We start from the raw sequence: 16,662 nt of genomic DNA, 5'->3' as shown, positions 1-16,662 counted from the left end.
GGGGTGCGGATGAGTATGGCTGAGCCGTGGCGATCTGCACGATAGCGCTCAGGCCCGTGTGGCGGAGTTTCGAGCAATTGCCAGGCCACCCTGGCCGCTACGTTGCAACGGCTCCCACTCGTCAGGCCAGCCATCCACCTGCGGGGATTTCGCGTTCACTGAACAGGGACATCACCGGAGAGAAACGACATGCGAAAGTCCACCCTCCTGCTGCTGATCGGCGCGCTGGCCGTGCTGCTCGGCGGTTCGTCCTGCGGCGGCCACAATGACCGCCACGACGCCCCACCCCCGCCGCCCATGGACGACGGGCAGATGGGCTACCAGCGCATTCCGCAGCAACAGATCCAGCCGCAGGTGCAGTCAATTCCGCGGCGGTGAGCCCGCCCGGACAGCGGCGTTCAGCGAGGACAATCGCGGACGGAGCCCGCTCCTACACTGGCCTGGGCCTCAGCAGCATCACCCGCGCCACCACCAGCGCCAGCACGCCGACCACGGCGAAGGCGATGATGATCGCCACGCCGCCGTCCTGCTGCAGAAAGTCGGTCAACGCCGCAAGGGCTGCGGCCAGGAACAGCAACACCAGGCCAAACCACTGCATCCGCAGGGCGCGCAGGCGCCACGACCCAGGATGCTGACTCAGGACGGTCTTCTGGTTGCCCATGGCGGCATCTCCATGAGGGGTGTTACTCCACGCTAACAGGCAATCCGGCCGATGACGCGGGAGCTGACGAAACGCACAAGGTCAGCCCGTACGGCGGCGCCATCGAATTGAAACCTTCATCCCCTGTCGCTGCCGAATGGTCATCGAAACGGCCGGGCCTGCAGGCCAGAGCGTTTCGACATTGATACAGGTCCTCATGCCTGGCGTGGAACTGTCTATCCTTCATCGGGCTGTCATGAAACAGGGAAGGCCTGCATGCCTAAGAAGCTGGTGCTGGTAGCGCTCGTGGCGCTGCTGCTGGGGGGCGGAGTGTGGTGGTACCTGCACTCTCGCGAGGGTGATGACAAACGCCTGGTGCTCTACGGCAACGTGGACATCCGCCAGGTGTCGCTGGCCTTTATCGGCAGCGAGCGCATCGCGAAGATGAATGTCGAGGAAGGCGACCAGGTAAAGGCCGGCGATGTGCTCGCCAGCCTCGATACCCGAACCCTGCGCCTGCAGATCGACAAGGCCCAGGCGCAGATCGCCGCCCAGGAGCAGAACCTGCTGCGCCTGAAGAACGGCTCGCGTCCCGAGGACGTCGACCGCGCGAAAGCCCAGGACAAGGCCGCCCGCGCCCAGCTCGACCTCGCCAACACCCAACTGCGTCGGCTTGAGAGCATCCGTGCCAACAGCCCCGGCGGCCGCGCCGTGAGTCAGCAGGACATCGACAGCGCCACCTCGCAGCAGAAGGTCGCCCAGGCCGAGCTGGAAGACCGCCAGAAATCCCTGCGCCTGGCGCAGATCGGCCCGCGGGCGGAAGACATCGCCCAGGCCGACGCCCAGCTCGCTGCCGCCCACGCCGATGTGGCGCTGCTGCAGCACAACCTCGACGAGGCCGATCTTAAAGCCCCGCAGAACGCCACCGTGCGCTCGCGCCTGCTGGAACCCGGCGACATGGCCTCGCCGCAGCGCCCGGTGTATTCACTGGCGCTGACCGACCCGAAATGGATTCGCGCCTACGTCAGCGAAACCAACCTGGGCCGCATCAAGCCGGGCATGAAGGCGCAGGTGTTCACCGACAGCCACCCGGACCAGGCCATCGACGGCCATGTCGGCTTCATCTCCTCGGTGGCCGAGTTCACCCCGAAATCGGTACAGACCGAAGAGCTGCGTACCAGCCTCGTGTACGAAGTGCGCGTGCTGGTCGCCGACCCGGACAACCGCCTGCGCCTGGGCATGCCGGCCACGGTGCGCTTCGCCGACGAGCCGCGTTGATGGCCTCGACTCAGGGAACCCACCCCGAAGGCCCGGTCATCCGCGCCGAGGGCCTGGCCAAGCACTTCCTGGTGAAGGAGTCGGGCAAGACCGTGCAGGCACTCAAGGACATCTCGCTGGAAATCCCGCGCGGCCAGCTCACCGCGCTGGTCGGCCCGGACGGCGCCGGCAAGACCACCTTCCTGCGCCTGGTCGCCGGGCTGCTGCAGGCCGACGCCGGCACGCTGACCGTGCTCGACCTGGACGTCCACGCCCACCCGCAGCAGGTCCAGGACCGCATCAGCTACATGCCGCAGCGCTTCGGTCTCTATGAAGACCTGAGCGTGCAGGAGAACCTCGACCTCTACGCGGACCTCCACGGCGTGCCGCACAAGGAACGCCAGGAGCGCTACCAGCGCCTGCTGGAAATGACCGACCTGGCGCGCTTCACCGACCGCCCGGCGGGCAAGCTCTCCGGCGGCATGAAGCAGAAGCTCGGGCTGGCCTGCACGCTGGTTCGCTCGCCGGACCTGCTGCTGCTCGATGAACCCACCGTCGGCGTCGACCCGCTGTCGCGCCGCGAGCTGTGGGAGATCATCCAGCAGCTGATCGAGCAGGAGCAGCTCAGTGTGCTGGTCTCCACCTCGTACATGGACGAGGCCGAGCGCTGCGCCGAAGTCTTCCTGCTGCACCAGGGCCAACTGATGGCCAAGGGCGACCCGGCATCGATCCGCGAGCACGCCGACAACCTCTGCTTCATCGCCACCCCGCCCCAGGACGAACCTGCGCGCACCTTGCAGGCGCGGCTGCTGGACGACCACCAGAACATCGTCGATGCCGTACCGCAATCGGGCGAAGTGCGCTTCATCCGCCAGCCCGATGCGGATCAGGGCAAGCTCGACCAGCTACTCGATGGCGCCCCTGTACGCCAGGTGGATGCGCGCCTGGAAGACGGCTTCATGTTCCTGCTGCGCGCCCGCAGCGATGCCGAGCAAGTCGACATGGAATCGCTCAAGGCCGGCACTCGTCGCCACGGAGAGGGCCACGCCGACAGCGACGAAACGGTGATCGAAGTGAAGGACCTGGTGCGCAAGTTCGGCGACTTCACCGCCGTGGCCAGCACCAGCTTCAGCGTGCACCGTGGGGAAATCTTCGGCCTGCTCGGCCCCAACGGCGCCGGCAAGACCACCACCTTCCGCATGCTCTGCGGGCTGTTGCCCGCCACCAGCGGCACGCTGCAGGTGGCCGGGGTCAACCTGCGCAATGCTCGGGCCCAGGCACGGCGCAAGGTCGGCTACGTGTCGCAGAAGTTCTCCCTCTACGGCAACCTATCGGTGGCGGAAAACCTGCGTTTCTTTGGCGGCGCCTATGGCCTGGGCGGCAAGCAGCTGAAGCAGCGGATGGCCGAGGTATCCCACCAGTTCGACCTCGCCGGGCAGGAGGACTCGCCCAGCGGCCAGCTGCCCGGCGGCTTCAAGCAGCGTCTGGCGATGGCGGTGGGCCTGCTCCACGAGCCGGAAATTCTGTTCCTCGACGAACCCACCAGCGGTGCCGATCCCCTCGCCCGCCGCGGCTTCTGGCAGCGCATCACGGCGTTGGCGGCGTCCGGCACCACCATCATCATCACCACGCACTTCATGGAAGAGGCCGAGTACTGCGACCGCATCGTCATCCAGGACGCCGGCAAGCTGCTGGCCATGGGCACGCCGCGGGAAGTGCGCGAACAGGCCGGCGGCAAGGGCAGCACGCTGAACATGGAGCAGGCCTTCATCGAGATCGTCGAAACCAACCGGCATGAGGCCAGCCACGGGCACGCCAAGGTGGAGTCCGCATGAGCGCTGGCGGCTTCTGGCGGCGCCTGGCCTCGCTGACCCGCAAGGAAGTGCGGCAGCTGGTACGCGACCGCAGCAACCTGCTGATCGGCATCGGCCTGCCCATCGCGCTGATCCTGATCTTCGGCTATGGCCTGTCGTTGGACGTGAAACGCGCCATCGTCGCCATCGTCCTCGACGATCCCTCCCCCGTGGCCCGCGATGTGGCCGCCGGGATCAGCCGCACCGAATACCTGGAGCCGCACCTGGTGCGCTCCTACGCCGAGGGCGAGAAGCTGATGCGAGCCCGCGAGGTGGATGCGGTGGTGCAGTTCCCCTCTGATTTCACCCGCCGCCTGAACGACGGCAACGCGCAGATCCAGGTGCTGGTGCAGGGTTCGGACGCCACCCGCGCCGCCAGCGTCTCCACCTACGTCAGCAGCGCGCTGGCGGGCTACGCCGAGAAGCAGGCCGACCGTGGCGCCGGCTCAGCGAGCCAGGCTGGCGCGGTCACCATCGTCCAGCGCATGTGGTTCAACGCCGCCAACACCAGCACCTGGTACCTGGTGCCGGGCCTGATCGTGCTGATCATGACGCTGGTGGGCGCCTTCCTCACCGCTCTGGTGATGGCCCGCGAGTGGGAACGCGGCACGCTGGAGGCACTGTTCGTCACGCCGGTGCGGCCGGTGGAAATCCTCCTGGCGAAGATCATCCCCTGCTTCGGCATCGGCATGATCGGCCTGGCGCTGTGCCTGCTCGCCGCACGCTTCCTGTTCGACGTGCCGATCTACGGCTCCTTCATCGTGCTGGTGATCTCCTCCATGCTCTACATGCTGGTGGCGCTGGGCATTGGCCTGCTGATCTCGGCGGTGACCAAGAACCAGTTCCTCGCCAGCCAGATCGCCCTGCTCGCCAGCTTCCTGCCGGCGATGATGCTCTCGGGCTTCATCTTCGACCTGCGCAACGTACCGACCGCCATCCGCGTGATCGGCAACCTGCTGCCGGCGACCTACTTCATGGAGCTGGTGAAATCCCTGTTCCTGGCCGGCGACTTCTGGCCGATGATCTTCAAGAACTGCGCCATCCTCGCCGCCTACGCCGTCGCCCTGCTGGGCCTGGCGCGGCTGGTAACGCGCAAGCGGCTGGACTGACTCGCATGGAATTTCTCTGGCGCATCCTCAACCTGTGGCGCAAGGAACTGCTGGTGATCCTCAAGGACCCGGCCAACCGCATCGTGCTGGTGGCGCCGGTGCTGATGCAGAGCGTGCTGTTCGGCTACGCCGTGACCTTCGACCTCAACGACGCGCCCTACGCCATCCTCGATCTGAGCCATAGCGAATCCTCCACGCGGCTGATTTCGCGCCTGGACGGCAGCGGCATCTTCCACCGGGTAGCGACGCTGACCCGCGTGGAAGAAATCCAGACGGTGATCGACGAGCAGAAAGCGCTGCTGGTGATCCACATCCCCTCGGATTTCCAGACCCGCCTCGCCCAGGGCGACCCGGCGCCGATCCAGGTCATTCTCGACGGCCGCAACTCCAACACCGCTGGCTCCGCCGCTGCCGGGCTCGCCGTGGTGGTGGACCAGTTCAACCGCGAACAGGGCCTGGCCTCGGCGCCGATCAGCGTGGTCAGCCGCTCCTGGTACAACCCCAACCTGGAAACCCGCTGGCCGCTGATCCCCGCGCTGATCGCCACCCTGAGCATGATGCAGACGCTGATGCTCACTGCCCTCTCGGTTGCCCGCGAACGCGAACAGGGCACCTTTGATCAGTTGCTGGTGACGCCCTACACACCGCTGGAAATCATGTTCGGCAAAGCCATCCCGCCGCTGCTCATCGGCCTGGTGCAGGCCACGCTGGTGCTGCTGATGGCGCTGTTCTGGTTCCGAATACCCATGGCCGGCTCGCTGTTCAACCTCTACGGCGGGCTGACGGTCTTCACCATCGCCTGCGTCGGGCTGGGCATGTCGATCTCCGCCGTGTCGCTGAACATGCAGCAGGCGATGCTCTACACCTTCGTGCTGATCATGCCGCTGACGCTGCTCTCCGGCCTCGCCACGCCGGTACGCAACATGCCCGAGTTCCTGCAGATCGTGACCTACGCCAACCCGCTGCGCTTCGGCATCGACCTGATCCAGCGGGTGTACCTCGAAGGCGCGACCCTGGCCGACGTGGGGCTCAACCTGATCCCCATGCTGGTGGTCGCGGCCGTCACCTTGCCGCTTGCCTCGTGGCTGTTCCGCCACCGGCTTGCGTAACGGATCACCCGGCATGGCAAGCGAATGCAATACCCTGACGAGGACCTATTTTGGAAATGGACAGCCATGAGCGACACCAGCAGCTTCATCGTCTTCCTCGTTACCCAGTTTCTGCTGCCGTTCTGGCTGGGCCACCGGTACTGCCGCAGGAAAGGCATTCCCACCCAGTCCTGGCGCGCGGGCGGTATCTACCTGATCGCCCTGTCGGTGGCGATGCTGTTCTTCATCGGCCTGCTCGGCCTGCCCACCCACGTGAAGAACGTCGGCATGGTGACCAACCGCTCCATGGGTCTGGCCTGCGGAGTGATCGGCATCGTCGGCGGCCTGCTGATGGGCTATGTCGCGCGACGCTTCGAGGGCACTTCGGATGACTAGGTCTGCAAGAGGGTGTCACCCATGAACCTCACTTCCCGTTTCGTTTCCCTGGCCCTGCTGAGTAGCCTCGCCGGCTGCGCCGTCGGCCCCGACTACGAAGCGCCGAAAACCCAGGCACCGGCGAGCTGGCAGGCCGCCCACGCCGGCGCCGGACAACTGCACCCGGTGGAGGGCAGTACCCGGCTCAGCGAGGACTGGTGGACCCTGTTCAACGACCCGGTGCTGAACAACCTGCAACGCCGCGCCGACAAGGCCAGCCCGGACCTCAAGACTGCCGTGCTGCGCTTCGCCCAGAGCCGCATGCAGCGGCAGATGGTGGCGGCCCAGCGCGGCGTCGACGTCAACGCTTCGGCGGCAGTGAATCGCCAGCGCCTGAGCGAGAACGGCTCCAACGCCCTGATGATCCAGCGCATCGCACCGACCGGTGACAGCGGCCAGATCGCCAAGGTCCTGGCCGAGCCCTTCACGCTTTACCAGGCTGGCTTCGACGCTTCGTGGGAGCCCGACCTGTGGGGCCGCATCCGTCGCTCCATCGAGGCCGCCGATGCCAGCGTCGATGCGCAGCAGGCGATGTTCGAGGAAACCCGCCTGGGCGTTTCGGCGGAACTGGCCCGCAGCTACTTCGAGCTGCGCGGCGTGCAGCAACAGATCGCCGTGGCGCAGCAGGACATCGCCGCCACCGAGGAGTCCATGCAACTGATCCAGGTGCGCGCCGATGGCGGCCTGGTGGACGATTTCGATGTCGAACGCCAGCGCGGCCAGCTCGCCGAGCTGCGTTCCAGCCTGCCGCAACTACAGGCCAGCGAAAGCGCGGCGATCAACCAGATCGGCGTACTGATCGGCGCCGAACCGGGCAGCCTGCGCGAGGACCTGAAGCCTGTCGCGCAGACTGTGCCGCAGACACCGGACCTGAGCCTCGGCCTGCCCTCGGAAGTGGCGCGCCGGCGCCCGGATATCCACGCCGCCGAAGCCCAACTGCACGCCGCCACCGCGAACATCGGCGTGGCCGTGGCCGACCTCTATCCGACCATCCGCCTGGGCGCGCATTTCGGCTACGAGTCGGTGGAAGACAGCAAATTCGGCGATTGGGGAAGCCGGACCTGGACGGTCGGCCCGAGCCTCTCCCTGCCGATCTTCGACAACGGCCGGCGCCGCTCGCAGATCAACCTGCGCAAGCTGGAACAGCAGGAAGCCGCCGTGTCCTACCAGCAGACCGTGCTCAAGGCCTGGCAGGAAGTCGACGACGCGCTGAGCCACTACGGCGCCGAACGCCAGCGCAACCAGCGCCTGCAGGAAAAACTGCACAGCAGCGACGCCGCCTACGGCATGGCCAAGGCGCGCTACGCCGGCGGAATGACCGACTTCCTGGTGGAACTGGACGCCCAGCGCGCCTACCTGCAATCACGCCGCGACGTAGTGGACAGCGATACCCAGCTGCGCCTGACGCTGATCGCCCTGTGCAAGGCCCTGGGCGGCGGTACGCCGATGCAGGAAGCCAGCGCCAAGCGCTGAAAGCCGGGGCGTCAGCGCCCCATGAGCCAGGTCTGGAAGTGGCTGAACAACTCTGCGAAGACCGGTGCACCGTACTCGGGGAAATAGACGAACAGCCCGATCATTCCAGCGAAATTGAGCACGACCAGGAGCCCGATCAGCGCTTTGGCCCGAGTTGACAAGAAGGGATTGGGCGCCCCGTAGCGATTGGTGCTCTTCTGCCCCGGCAGAATGACCAGAGGCAACATCACCAGCGCGCCAATACCTGGAACCAGCACGGATACGAGCCCCCAGGCGGGACTCCAGCCGATATCCCGCGCGCGCCGCATGAGCAGCGAGATCGACAGCAGAAGCGAGGAAACCAGGACCATCGACGCCACCAGGAGCAGCAACACGGGCTCCTGGCGCAAGCCGTATACGAAGAAGATCAGCAGCAAGGTCGGGACCCAGACTACCAACCCGACATGGATCAGCCAGTAACGCGCCAGGGAAATGCGCCCGTGAAAATCCAGAATTCCCGGTTTGGAAAACCGCGGAGCGTCGCTTTCGAGCAACGCAGCCTCGCCGACCTGATAGGGGTTTTCAGCACCGCCCCCTAGACCACCTAGTACAGGCTCAATTCGCGCCATGATCACACTTCCCTTTGTTTGTTTTTGTTCAAAAGCCACGGCACTATCGCGTGCCCATCGACCATTGCACTGCACCGTTCCATGTTCTTCAGCGCAGTCATTTCGGCCGGAAGAATACAAGGGCACCTCAGTGGCCGATAGGCTGCCAAAGCCAGAGAACTCAGGGCACTTCCGCCAATCGCCGGACCAACGCTGACTCAGGGCGCCGGAGCGGTCAGCTTGCCATCGCGCAGGTCCTTCGCCACTCGCCGCGCCATTTCGTAGGCCGGCGCCTCTACGGCGTCGAAGTCATCGGTGTAGCGCGTGGCAAAGCCCTGCACGCCCCACTCCTGGTACTGCTTCACATGCCACAGTTCATGGGCCCAGAGCGCGACGTCCTTCTGCGCGTCTTCCTCGCGGCGGAAGACGATCACGTCGACCAGGGTGACGGCCTCGGTGTCGGGGTTCTGCATCATCGCCTGGGCGGCGTTGAGCTGGTCCAGCGCACCGGTGGAGTAGCGCGCGCCCATCAGCACGTCATCGGAAAAGTAGCCCTGCAGCTGAGCGCGGATTTCCAGCGGGATCGGCTCGGTACCGCCCTGCTCCGCCTGCTCGCGGGACTGTTGCAGCCAGACGCCCAGTGCCTGGGCGGCGACCTTGCGGGTGTCCGAGAGGACCGGCCCGAGCACGGCACCCAGGTCGGGCAGGCACACGCAGCTGTCCAGGCAGACCTGGCGCTGCCCCGTCGGGCAACTGGGCGCGACGGCGGAGGCAGACGCGCAGACGGCCAACCCGGCCAGCAGCGTCAGCGCGCGCAGGAGGCGGGTCGGTAGGAAGGATGGCATGGAAGACTCCGCTACAGCGTGGAGAAAGACTTGGCGTTTGGACCACGGCGCGGCGCGATCATGCCACGGCGCGAGGAAAAAAGAGCACTGGCGCAGCGCGGGAATTTTCTGCTAGCTTCTGACCCATGAATGCCGCCAACCGCACCTTCCAGCAGATTATTACCACCATCGCTCCGATGGTGGGTTAGCGCATTCCGCGAACAACCAAACCCGCCTCCCGGCGGGTTTTTTAATGCTCGCCGTCCGAGGCTCCCGAACAAGGAGACACTGATGGATCAGGCATTCCCCCCACAACAGCACCCGCTGCAAGCGCTCATCCAGGCCGCCGACGAAGCCATCGGCCGCGAGGATTTCGACGCGCTGATCGACTTCTACACCGACGACGCCCTGCTGGTGGTCAAGCCCGGCCTGTTCGCACGCGGCAAGGGGCAGATCCGCCAGGCCTTCGTCGCCATCGCCGAGCACTTCGGGCACAACCTGCGGGTGCGCCAGGGCCGCCTGGAAGTCCTCGAGACCGACGACACCGTGCTGGTCGTGGCGCAGACCCTGCTCGACACCAGCCACGGCAAACTGACCCGCCGCGCCACCTACGTCTTTCGCCGCGAGGCCGATGGCGCCTGGCGCTGCGCCGTGGACAACTCCTACGGCACCGACCTGCTGGAGGCCACGACATGAGTACAGGCACATTGCACCTGCTGTGCGGCAAGGCGGCGTCGGGCAAGTCCTGCCTGGCGCGACAACTGGCCGAAGCACCGGGCACCGTGATGCTGGCCGAGGAACAGTGGCTGGCCGAGCTGTTCCCCTGGGGCATCAGCAGCCCCGACGACTACCAGCTCTACGCCCGCCGTGTACGCAAGGTGATGGGGCCACACGTGGTCGGCCTGCTGCGCGCCGGCACCAGCGTAGTGCTGGATATTCCCGCCAATACCCTGGCCGACCGCCGCTGGCTGATCGACCTGGCACAACAGGCCGGCGCGGTGCATTGCCTGCACTTCCTCGACGTCGACCCGGCCACCTGCCGCAGCCGCCTGCTGGCGCGCCATGCCATTGCACCCCTGGCGGCGCCGCTGGACCCGGCCGGCTACGAGGCGCTCAACCGCTACTTCGTCGCCCCGCGCCCGGAGGAAAAACTGCGGGTGCAGCGCCATGGCGCCTGAGCGCGTAGAATCGCCGCCCCGATCCGCCGAATCAGCCTGTGTAGAAAGACCCGAAGCATGAACACCGACGCCATCGCCACCCTGCGCGAGCAACTGCTTGCGGCCCTGAACCCCGCCCCCGCGGAGACCCGCCGCCTGTTCCACGGCCGCGGCCGGCGCTGGCCGGGGCTGGAGCACGTGACCGCAGATTGGCTGGAAGGCGTGCTGCTGGTTTCGCTGTTCCGCGAGCCTGCCGAAGACGAGCTGGCGGCACTCAGGGCGATGCTGGTCGAACTGGCGCAAAGCGAAACCTGGCGCGCCACCGGCGCCCGCAGCCTGATGCTGCAGCACCGCTACACCCTGGAAAGCACGATGGAAGTCCTCCACGGCGAGGCATTCGACGGCTGGCAGATCACCGAGCACGGGCTGCGCTACCAACTGGACCTGGGCCGCAAGCAGAACAACGGCCTGTTCCTCGACATGCGCTACGGCCGCCAGTGGGTACAGGCCAACGCCAGCGGCCTGCGCGTACTCAACCTGTTCGCCTACACCTGCGGCTTCTCCGTGGCGGCTATCGCCGGCGGCGCGCAGAAGGTGGTCAACCTCGACATGGCCCGCGCCGCGCTCAGCCGTGGCCGCGACAACCACCGCCTGAACAGCCACGACCTGTCGAAGGTCAGCTTCCTCGACCACGACCTGTTCAAGTCCTGGGGCAAGGTGAAGAAGTCCGGCCCCTACGACCTGATCATCATCGACCCGCCGAGCTTCCAGAAAGGCAGCTTCGTCCTCGACAAGGACTACGCCCGCGTCCTGCGCCGCCTGCCGGAACTGCTGGACGGCAGCGGTACCGTACTGGCCTGCGTGAACGACCCGGCCGTTGGCGTCGACTTCCTGCTCCAGGGCATGGCCGCAGAGGCGCCGCAGCTGCGCTTCATCGAGCGCCTGGAGAATCCGCCGGAATTTGCCGACATCGAGGAAGACAGCGGCCTCAAGGCGCTGGTGTTCCGACTGAATTGACCCGTAGGGCGCATAACGCCTACAGCGTTATCCGCCAACCACGACGGGCATGATTTCCCTGTAGGAGCGAGCTTGCTCGCGAACCCCGCTTCACGCCGGAACATCTGGTGCAGAGCGTTCGCGAGCAAGAACCAGGCGTCCCCCTCGCTCCTACAGACAGCAGCCAGCACGCAGGCAATCTCCGATGAAAGGCCGCCAGAGCCCTTGCGGCCAAGCCCCCATCGCGCCATCCTTGGAACTGTATGTAAAACCAGTGCCCGCCGATGTCTGCGCCGCTCGACCTCAGCCTCTACTACCTGACCAACTTCCACCGCGCCCTCGACTGGATCGACGAGCGCTACGCCGACCTGCTCGACGCCGAGGAAGCCCGGTTCATCGCGGACTTCCGCGCGCTGCCGCTGCCCTCGCGGGCGCTGCTGGTGCGGCTGGTCATGCGCAAGGGGCCGCACTTTCGCGCCGGCAAGCTGAGCTATGCCGAGATCGGCGATATCCCCAAGGCCGCCGCGCCGCTGCTGGAGCTGGGCTGGCTGAGCGATGACTACCCGCTGGCACTGGACGAACTGCTGCCGTTGCTGCTCAAGGACGAACTGCTCGCGCGCTTCCGCGACGACCTGCCGCGCGGCTCGCTGAAGAAGGCCGAGTTGTACGAGCACCTGCACGCCCATCACGAGCAGGTGCAGCCATTCGACAGCTGGTACCCGGACCTCGACCGCCTCTATACCCTCATGGCGACGCCGCTGTGCGACCGTCTGCGCCTGCTGTTCTTCGGCAACCTGCAGCAGGACTGGTCCGAATTCGTCCTTGCCGACCTCGGCATCTTCCGCTACGAAACCGTCCCCTTCACCCCCGATTCCCGCGCCTTCCGCCGCCGCGATGAACTGGAGGCCTACATCCACCTGTGGAATGGCGCCGTCCGCTTCGACGCCGGCGAATCCATCGCCGAGCTGCTGGTCGAACTGGGCGAGTTCCGCAGCGACAACGCCTACCTGCAAGCTCGCCACGCCCGCCTGCTGTACCGCATGGCCTATCAGCTGGAGCGTGAAGGCGAGCTGGACGCCGCCCTGGCGCTCTATCGGCAAACCTCCGCAGGTGGCTCGCGGCAGCGGCAGATCCGCGTGCTGGAACGCCTGCAGCGCTTCGATGAAGCGCATGCACTGGTCCAGGCCGCACTGACCGCGCCGGAAAGCGACGGCGAGCTGCAGCTTGTGGAGCGCGCGCTGGCGCGACTGGTCCGCCAACTCGGGCTGCCGAAGGAAAAAGCGGCCAAGCCCGTACCGCCGTTGCGTATCGACCTGGAACTGCCGCGCCCCGACGTCAACGTCGAATTCGCCGTGCAATCCGTGCTCCACGAGGAAGAGGCGCCAGTGCACTACGTGGAAAACGCGCTGGTCTGCAGCCTGTTCGGCCTGCTCTGCTGGGGGGTGATCTTCGCTCCGCTGCCCGGCGCCTTCTTCCACCCCTTCCAGGCCGGGCCGAGCGATCTGTATCGCGGCGATTTCGTCAGCCGCCGCGCCGAGGCCTTCGCCGCGCGCCTGGCACTGCTGGACAGCGACGCCTATCTGGCTGCGATCCGTGAGACTTACGCCGCCAAGCACGGCATCCTCTCGCCCTTCGTGCACTGGGAGCTGCTCGACGAGAGTCTGCTGGCACAGGCCCTGCACTGCCTGCCGGCCGCGCACCTGAAGCTGTGGTTCGCGCGCCTGCTGGCCGACCCGAAGGCCAACCGCGCCGGCATGCCCGACCTGATCCAGTTCTGGCCCGGCGAGGCGCGCTACCGGATGATCGAAGTGAAAGGCCCCGGCGACCGCCTGCAGGATAATCAGAAGCGCTGGCTGGCCTTCTGCGCCGAGCACGGCATGCCGGTGGAAGTCTGCTACGTGCGCTGGCAGGGCGAGGCGGACGAAAGCCAATGAGCTACGCCGTCGCCGTGCGCGCGCTGTGCGAATTCACCGCCAAGGAAGGTGACCTCGACCTGCGCTTCACCCCCGCGCCCACTGCCCAGGAAGGCATGGCCGGGCACGCCACGGTGGTCTCGCGCCGGGGCCTGGGCTATATCGCCGAGCTACCGCTGCGCGGGGAGTATCCGGGGCTGGTGGTCAGCGGCCGCGCCGATGGCTACGACCCCGACGCCAACCTGCTGGAAGAGATCAAGACCCACCGCGGCGACGTCGCGCGCATCCCGCAGAACCACCGGCTGCTGCACTGGGCGCAGGTGAAGGTGTACGGCTGGCTGCTCTGCCAGACACTGGAGATCGACGCCATCGATCTCGCCGTCGTCTACTTCAACGTCATCACCCAGAAGGAAACGGTATTCCGCGAGCGCTTCGCCGCCGATGACCTGCGCACCTTCTTCGAGCTGCAATGCAGCCGCTTCGTGAAATGGGCCGAGCAGGAAAGCGCCCACCGCATCGAGCGTGACCAGGGCCTGGAAGCACTGCGCTTCCCCTACGCGGACTTCCGCCAGGGCCAGCGCATGCTCGCCGAATCGGTCTACCGCGCCGCCCGCGACGGCCAGACGCTGATGGCCCAGGCCACCACCGGCATCGGCAAGACCCTCGGCACCCTGTTCCCGCAGCTCAAGGCCTTCCCCGGCCAGAAGCTCGACCGGCTGTTCTTCCTCACCGCCAAGACTCCCGGCCGGCGCCTGGCCCTCGACGCCCTGGCGACCCTGCGCCAGCAGGACGCCGCGCAGCCCTTGCGCGTGCTCGAACACGTCGCCCGCGACAAGGCCTGCGAGCACCCGGACAAATCCTGCCACGGCGATTCCTGCCCCTTGGCCAAGGGTTTCTACGACCGCCTGCCCGCCGCCCGCGAGGCCGCGCTCAAGCATCGCTGGCTGACCCAGGAAGCACTGCGCGACGTGGCGCTGCAGCACCAGGTCTGCCCCTACTACCTGAGCCAGGAACTGTGCCGCTGGGCCGACGTGGTGGTGGGTGACTACAACTACTACTTCGACATGAGCGCCCTGCTCTACGGCCTTACCGTGCTCAACGACTGGAAGGTCACCCTGCTGGTGGACGAGGCGCACAACCTCATCGAGCGCGGCCGCGGCATGTACAGCGCCGAGCTGGACCAGTCCGAGTTCAACGCCCTGCGCAAGGTAGCCCCGGCCGGGTTGAAAGGCGTGCTGGAGCGCGTCGGCCGCCACTGGAACCAGATGCACCGCGACCAGGAGGTCGATTACCAGATCTACCCGACGGTGCCGGACCTGTTCATCGCCGCGCTACAGAAAGCTGTCAGCGCCATCACCGACCACCTCACGGACCAGCCCACCGGCAACGAGGCCGAACTGCTGCGTTTCTACCTCGACGCCATGCTGTTCTGCCGGCTGGCCGAAGCCTACGGACCACACTCGCTGTTCGACATCACCCGCCACGACGGCAGCGGCCAGCGCACGCTCTCCACCCTGTGCCTGCGCAACGTGGTGCCGGCGCCCTTCCTCGAACCACGCTTCGAGGCGGCCCACAGCACTACGCTGTTCTCCGCCACGCTGAACCCGGCCAATTACTACGCCGACCTGCTCGGCCTGCCGGAAGACACCACCTGGCGCGAAGTGGAATCGCCCTTCCGCGCGGAGCAACTGGAAGTCCACGCGCTGAGCAACCTGTCCACCCGCTACCAGCACCGCGAGGCCAGCCTGTCGCCAATCAGCACGCTGATGGCCCGGCAGTTCCGCGCCCGCCCCGGCAACTACCTGGCCTTCTTCAGCAGCTACGCCTACCTGCAGCAGGCGCTGGAACGCTTCGCCGCCGAGCACCCGGACATTCCGCGCTGGGTACAGTCGCGCAGCATGAACGAGATCGAGCGCCAGGCCTTCCTCGACCGCTTCACCCCGCACTCGCAGGGCATCGGCTTCGCCGTGCTCGGCGGCGCCTTCGGCGAGGGCATCGACCTGCCGGGCGACCGCCTGATCGGCGCCTTCATCGCCACGCTGGGCCTGCCGCAGGTGAACGAGGTCAACGAGGAGATCAAGCAGCGCATGCAAGGCATGTTCGGTGATGGCTACGACTACACCTACCTGTTCCCCGGCTTGCAGAAGGTCGTCCAGGCGGCCGGCCGGGTGATCCGCACGCCGACGGATTCGGGGGTGATCTACCTGCTCGATGACCGATTCAACCAGCCAGCGGTGCGGCGGTTGTTGCCGGGGTGGTGGAAGCCGGAGCGGCTGAAGTTCGTTGCCGATCCGCCGCGCTCGAAAGAGCCGCAAGGTTTTTTGCTGCTGTAACGCATTGCGCGGATTTTCACTTGGGGAATGGCCTTGTGCCGTGCGGTTCGCGAGCAAGCTCGCTCCTACGAAGGGTCCACTGGCTTTACCTGTAGGAGCGAGCTTGCTCGCGAACCCGCTCAGCGCCAGCCTTGCCGGCTGATCGCGGAGAAGCTCCGCTGCTACGAGAACAGAAAGACTGGGGTCGATCTATCGAAGGACTCCGTCGCGTCCGAATGGCCGTCAGACCAACCGCCATTGACGACACCATCCCTTCAGATAAACTGTATATCCATACAGTTATTTCCGAGCAATCCCATGCGACACCCACCCATCCTCCTCCCCTGGCCCTCCTGCCGGGCGCATGACTGTCGCCGCTCGCCGGCCGGGAGGCCGTGATGGGCAGCGTGGTTGCGCTCGACACCCTGTTCCACCAGCGCCAGGTCTGGAAAGGCCAGCCCCAGGGCCTGCCACCCAGCCAGCAACCCACTGGCCACGCCGTGCTGGACCAGGCCCTGCCCACCGGTGGCTGGCCGGAAGCCGGCCTCAGCGAAATCCTCCTGGCCCAGGAAGGCGTCGGCGAGCTTCAGTTGGTCTGGCCAACCCTCGCGCGGCTCAGTGCAGCCGGCGAACGCATCGTGCTGGTCGCCCCGCCCCACGTACCCTACCCGGCCGCCTGGCAGGCGGCCGGCGTGATGCTCGACCAACTGGCCATCGTCCGCGCCGAAGGCCGCGATGCCCTCTGGGCCGCCGAACAGTGCCTGCGCTCGGGCAGTTGCGGCGCCGTGCTGTGCTGGCCGCAGCAGGCTGACGACCGCGCCCTGCGCCGCCTGCAGGTGGCTGCCGAGGCCGGGCAGACCCTGGCCATCGCCTACCGCTCGCAGCGCGAAGCGCTCAACCCGTCGCCCGCTGCGTTGCGCCTGGCGCTGGACGCCACCCCGGCACAGCTGCGCGTACTCAAGTGCCGGGGTGGGCTGGCGCCGGCGCGGCCCATCCCGTTGCCCTGGCACTGAGGCCG

General features: G+C 66.7%; 16 protein-coding genes. 13 read left to right on the top strand and 3 right to left on the bottom strand.

Going from position 1 to position 16,662, the window contains the following annotated elements; all coding sequences use genetic code 11:
* Positions 1 to 189 precede the first annotated feature (189 nt).
* Entirely contained in the window at positions 190 to 378 is a 189-nt protein-coding gene (locus tag A6723_RS08135; protein ID WP_054909790.1) for a hypothetical protein, read from the top strand.
* A 52-nt stretch (positions 379 to 430) separates the two neighbouring features.
* Here A6723_RS08135 and A6723_RS08130 read toward each other — a convergent pair whose 3' ends face one another.
* Positions 431 to 661, bottom strand: coding sequence for a hypothetical protein (locus A6723_RS08130; protein ID WP_054909791.1), 231 nt, complete (start codon positions 659 to 661; stop codon positions 431 to 433).
* 255 nt (positions 662 to 916) lie between these two features.
* Between A6723_RS08130 and A6723_RS08125 the strand changes: the two genes are divergently transcribed.
* From A6723_RS08125 to A6723_RS08100, 6 genes are all read left to right on the top strand, one after another.
* Positions 917 to 1,918, top strand: a complete 1,002-nt coding sequence (locus A6723_RS08125) for an HlyD family efflux transporter periplasmic adaptor subunit (RefSeq protein WP_054909792.1) — start codon at positions 917 to 919, stop codon at positions 1,916 to 1,918.
* Positions 1,918 to 3,732, top strand: a complete 1,815-nt coding sequence (locus tag A6723_RS08120) for an ATP-binding cassette domain-containing protein (RefSeq protein WP_064979601.1) — start codon at positions 1,918 to 1,920, stop codon at positions 3,730 to 3,732. The genes A6723_RS08125 and A6723_RS08120 overlap by 1 nt, the downstream gene beginning before the upstream one ends.
* Positions 3,729 to 4,859, top strand: a complete 1,131-nt coding sequence (locus tag A6723_RS08115; RefSeq protein WP_054910178.1) for an ABC transporter permease — start codon at positions 3,729 to 3,731, stop codon at positions 4,857 to 4,859. Before A6723_RS08120 ends, A6723_RS08115 begins: the two co-directional genes overlap by 4 nt.
* Before the next feature lie 5 nt (positions 4,860 to 4,864).
* Positions 4,865 to 5,968: an ABC transporter permease gene (locus A6723_RS08110; RefSeq protein ID WP_054910177.1), complete on the top strand. Its 1,104-nt coding sequence runs from the start codon at positions 4,865 to 4,867 to the stop codon at positions 5,966 to 5,968.
* Between the two features lie 66 nt (positions 5,969 to 6,034).
* The gene (locus A6723_RS08105; RefSeq protein WP_054910176.1) at positions 6,035 to 6,343 is read left to right on the top strand and encodes a hypothetical protein; all 309 of its coding nucleotides are present in this window, start codon (positions 6,035 to 6,037) and stop codon (positions 6,341 to 6,343) included.
* Between the two features lie 21 nt (positions 6,344 to 6,364).
* A complete protein-coding gene (locus A6723_RS08100) occupies positions 6,365 to 7,855 on the top strand; it encodes an efflux transporter outer membrane subunit (RefSeq protein ID WP_054910175.1) in 1,491 nt (496 codons plus the stop codon).
* A gap of 11 nt (positions 7,856 to 7,866) precedes the next feature.
* Here A6723_RS08100 and A6723_RS08095 read toward each other — a convergent pair whose 3' ends face one another.
* Positions 7,867 to 8,502 carry a DUF805 domain-containing protein gene (locus A6723_RS08095; protein WP_139092931.1) on the bottom strand — a complete coding sequence of 212 codons (636 nt, stop codon included), beginning with the start codon at positions 8,500 to 8,502 and terminating at the stop codon, positions 7,867 to 7,869.
* A gap of 158 nt (positions 8,503 to 8,660) precedes the next feature.
* Positions 8,661 to 9,287: a DUF4157 domain-containing protein gene (locus tag A6723_RS08090; RefSeq protein ID WP_054910173.1), complete on the bottom strand. Its 627-nt coding sequence runs from the start codon at positions 9,285 to 9,287 to the stop codon at positions 8,661 to 8,663.
* A 270-nt stretch (positions 9,288 to 9,557) separates the two neighbouring features.
* Between A6723_RS08090 and A6723_RS08085 the strand changes: the two genes are divergently transcribed.
* The 6 genes from A6723_RS08085 to imuA all read left to right on the top strand — a co-directional run bounded on the left by A6723_RS08085 (position 9,558) and on the right by imuA (position 16,657).
* Positions 9,558 to 9,962 carry an SgcJ/EcaC family oxidoreductase gene (locus A6723_RS08085; protein WP_054910172.1) on the top strand — a complete coding sequence of 135 codons (405 nt, stop codon included), beginning with the start codon at positions 9,558 to 9,560 and terminating at the stop codon, positions 9,960 to 9,962.
* Positions 9,959 to 10,444, top strand: a complete 486-nt coding sequence (locus A6723_RS08080; RefSeq protein WP_054910171.1) for an ATP-binding protein — start codon at positions 9,959 to 9,961, stop codon at positions 10,442 to 10,444. The genes A6723_RS08085 and A6723_RS08080 overlap by 4 nt, the downstream gene beginning before the upstream one ends.
* A gap of 57 nt (positions 10,445 to 10,501) precedes the next feature.
* A complete protein-coding gene (locus tag A6723_RS08075) occupies positions 10,502 to 11,440 on the top strand; it encodes a class I SAM-dependent methyltransferase (RefSeq protein WP_054910170.1) in 939 nt (312 codons plus the stop codon).
* Positions 11,441 to 11,703: 263 nt separating this feature from the next.
* Entirely contained in the window at positions 11,704 to 13,353 is a 1,650-nt protein-coding gene (locus A6723_RS08070) for a VRR-NUC domain-containing protein (RefSeq protein ID WP_054910169.1), read from the top strand.
* Positions 13,350 to 15,665, top strand: coding sequence for an ATP-dependent DNA helicase (locus A6723_RS08065; protein WP_054910168.1), 2,316 nt, complete (start codon positions 13,350 to 13,352; stop codon positions 15,663 to 15,665). The genes A6723_RS08070 and A6723_RS08065 overlap by 4 nt, the downstream gene beginning before the upstream one ends.
* A gap of 377 nt (positions 15,666 to 16,042) precedes the next feature.
* Entirely contained in the window at positions 16,043 to 16,657 is a 615-nt protein-coding gene (gene imuA, locus A6723_RS08060) for a translesion DNA synthesis-associated protein ImuA (protein WP_054910167.1), read from the top strand.
* Positions 16,658 to 16,662: the final 5 nt, after the last annotated feature.

Source organism: Pseudomonas sp. AU11447, assembly GCF_001672555.2.
GTDB classification, from domain to species: Bacteria; Pseudomonadota; Gammaproteobacteria; order Pseudomonadales; family Pseudomonadaceae; genus Pseudomonas; species Pseudomonas nitroreducens.
This window is presented reverse-complemented; position numbering and strand designations above follow the sequence as displayed.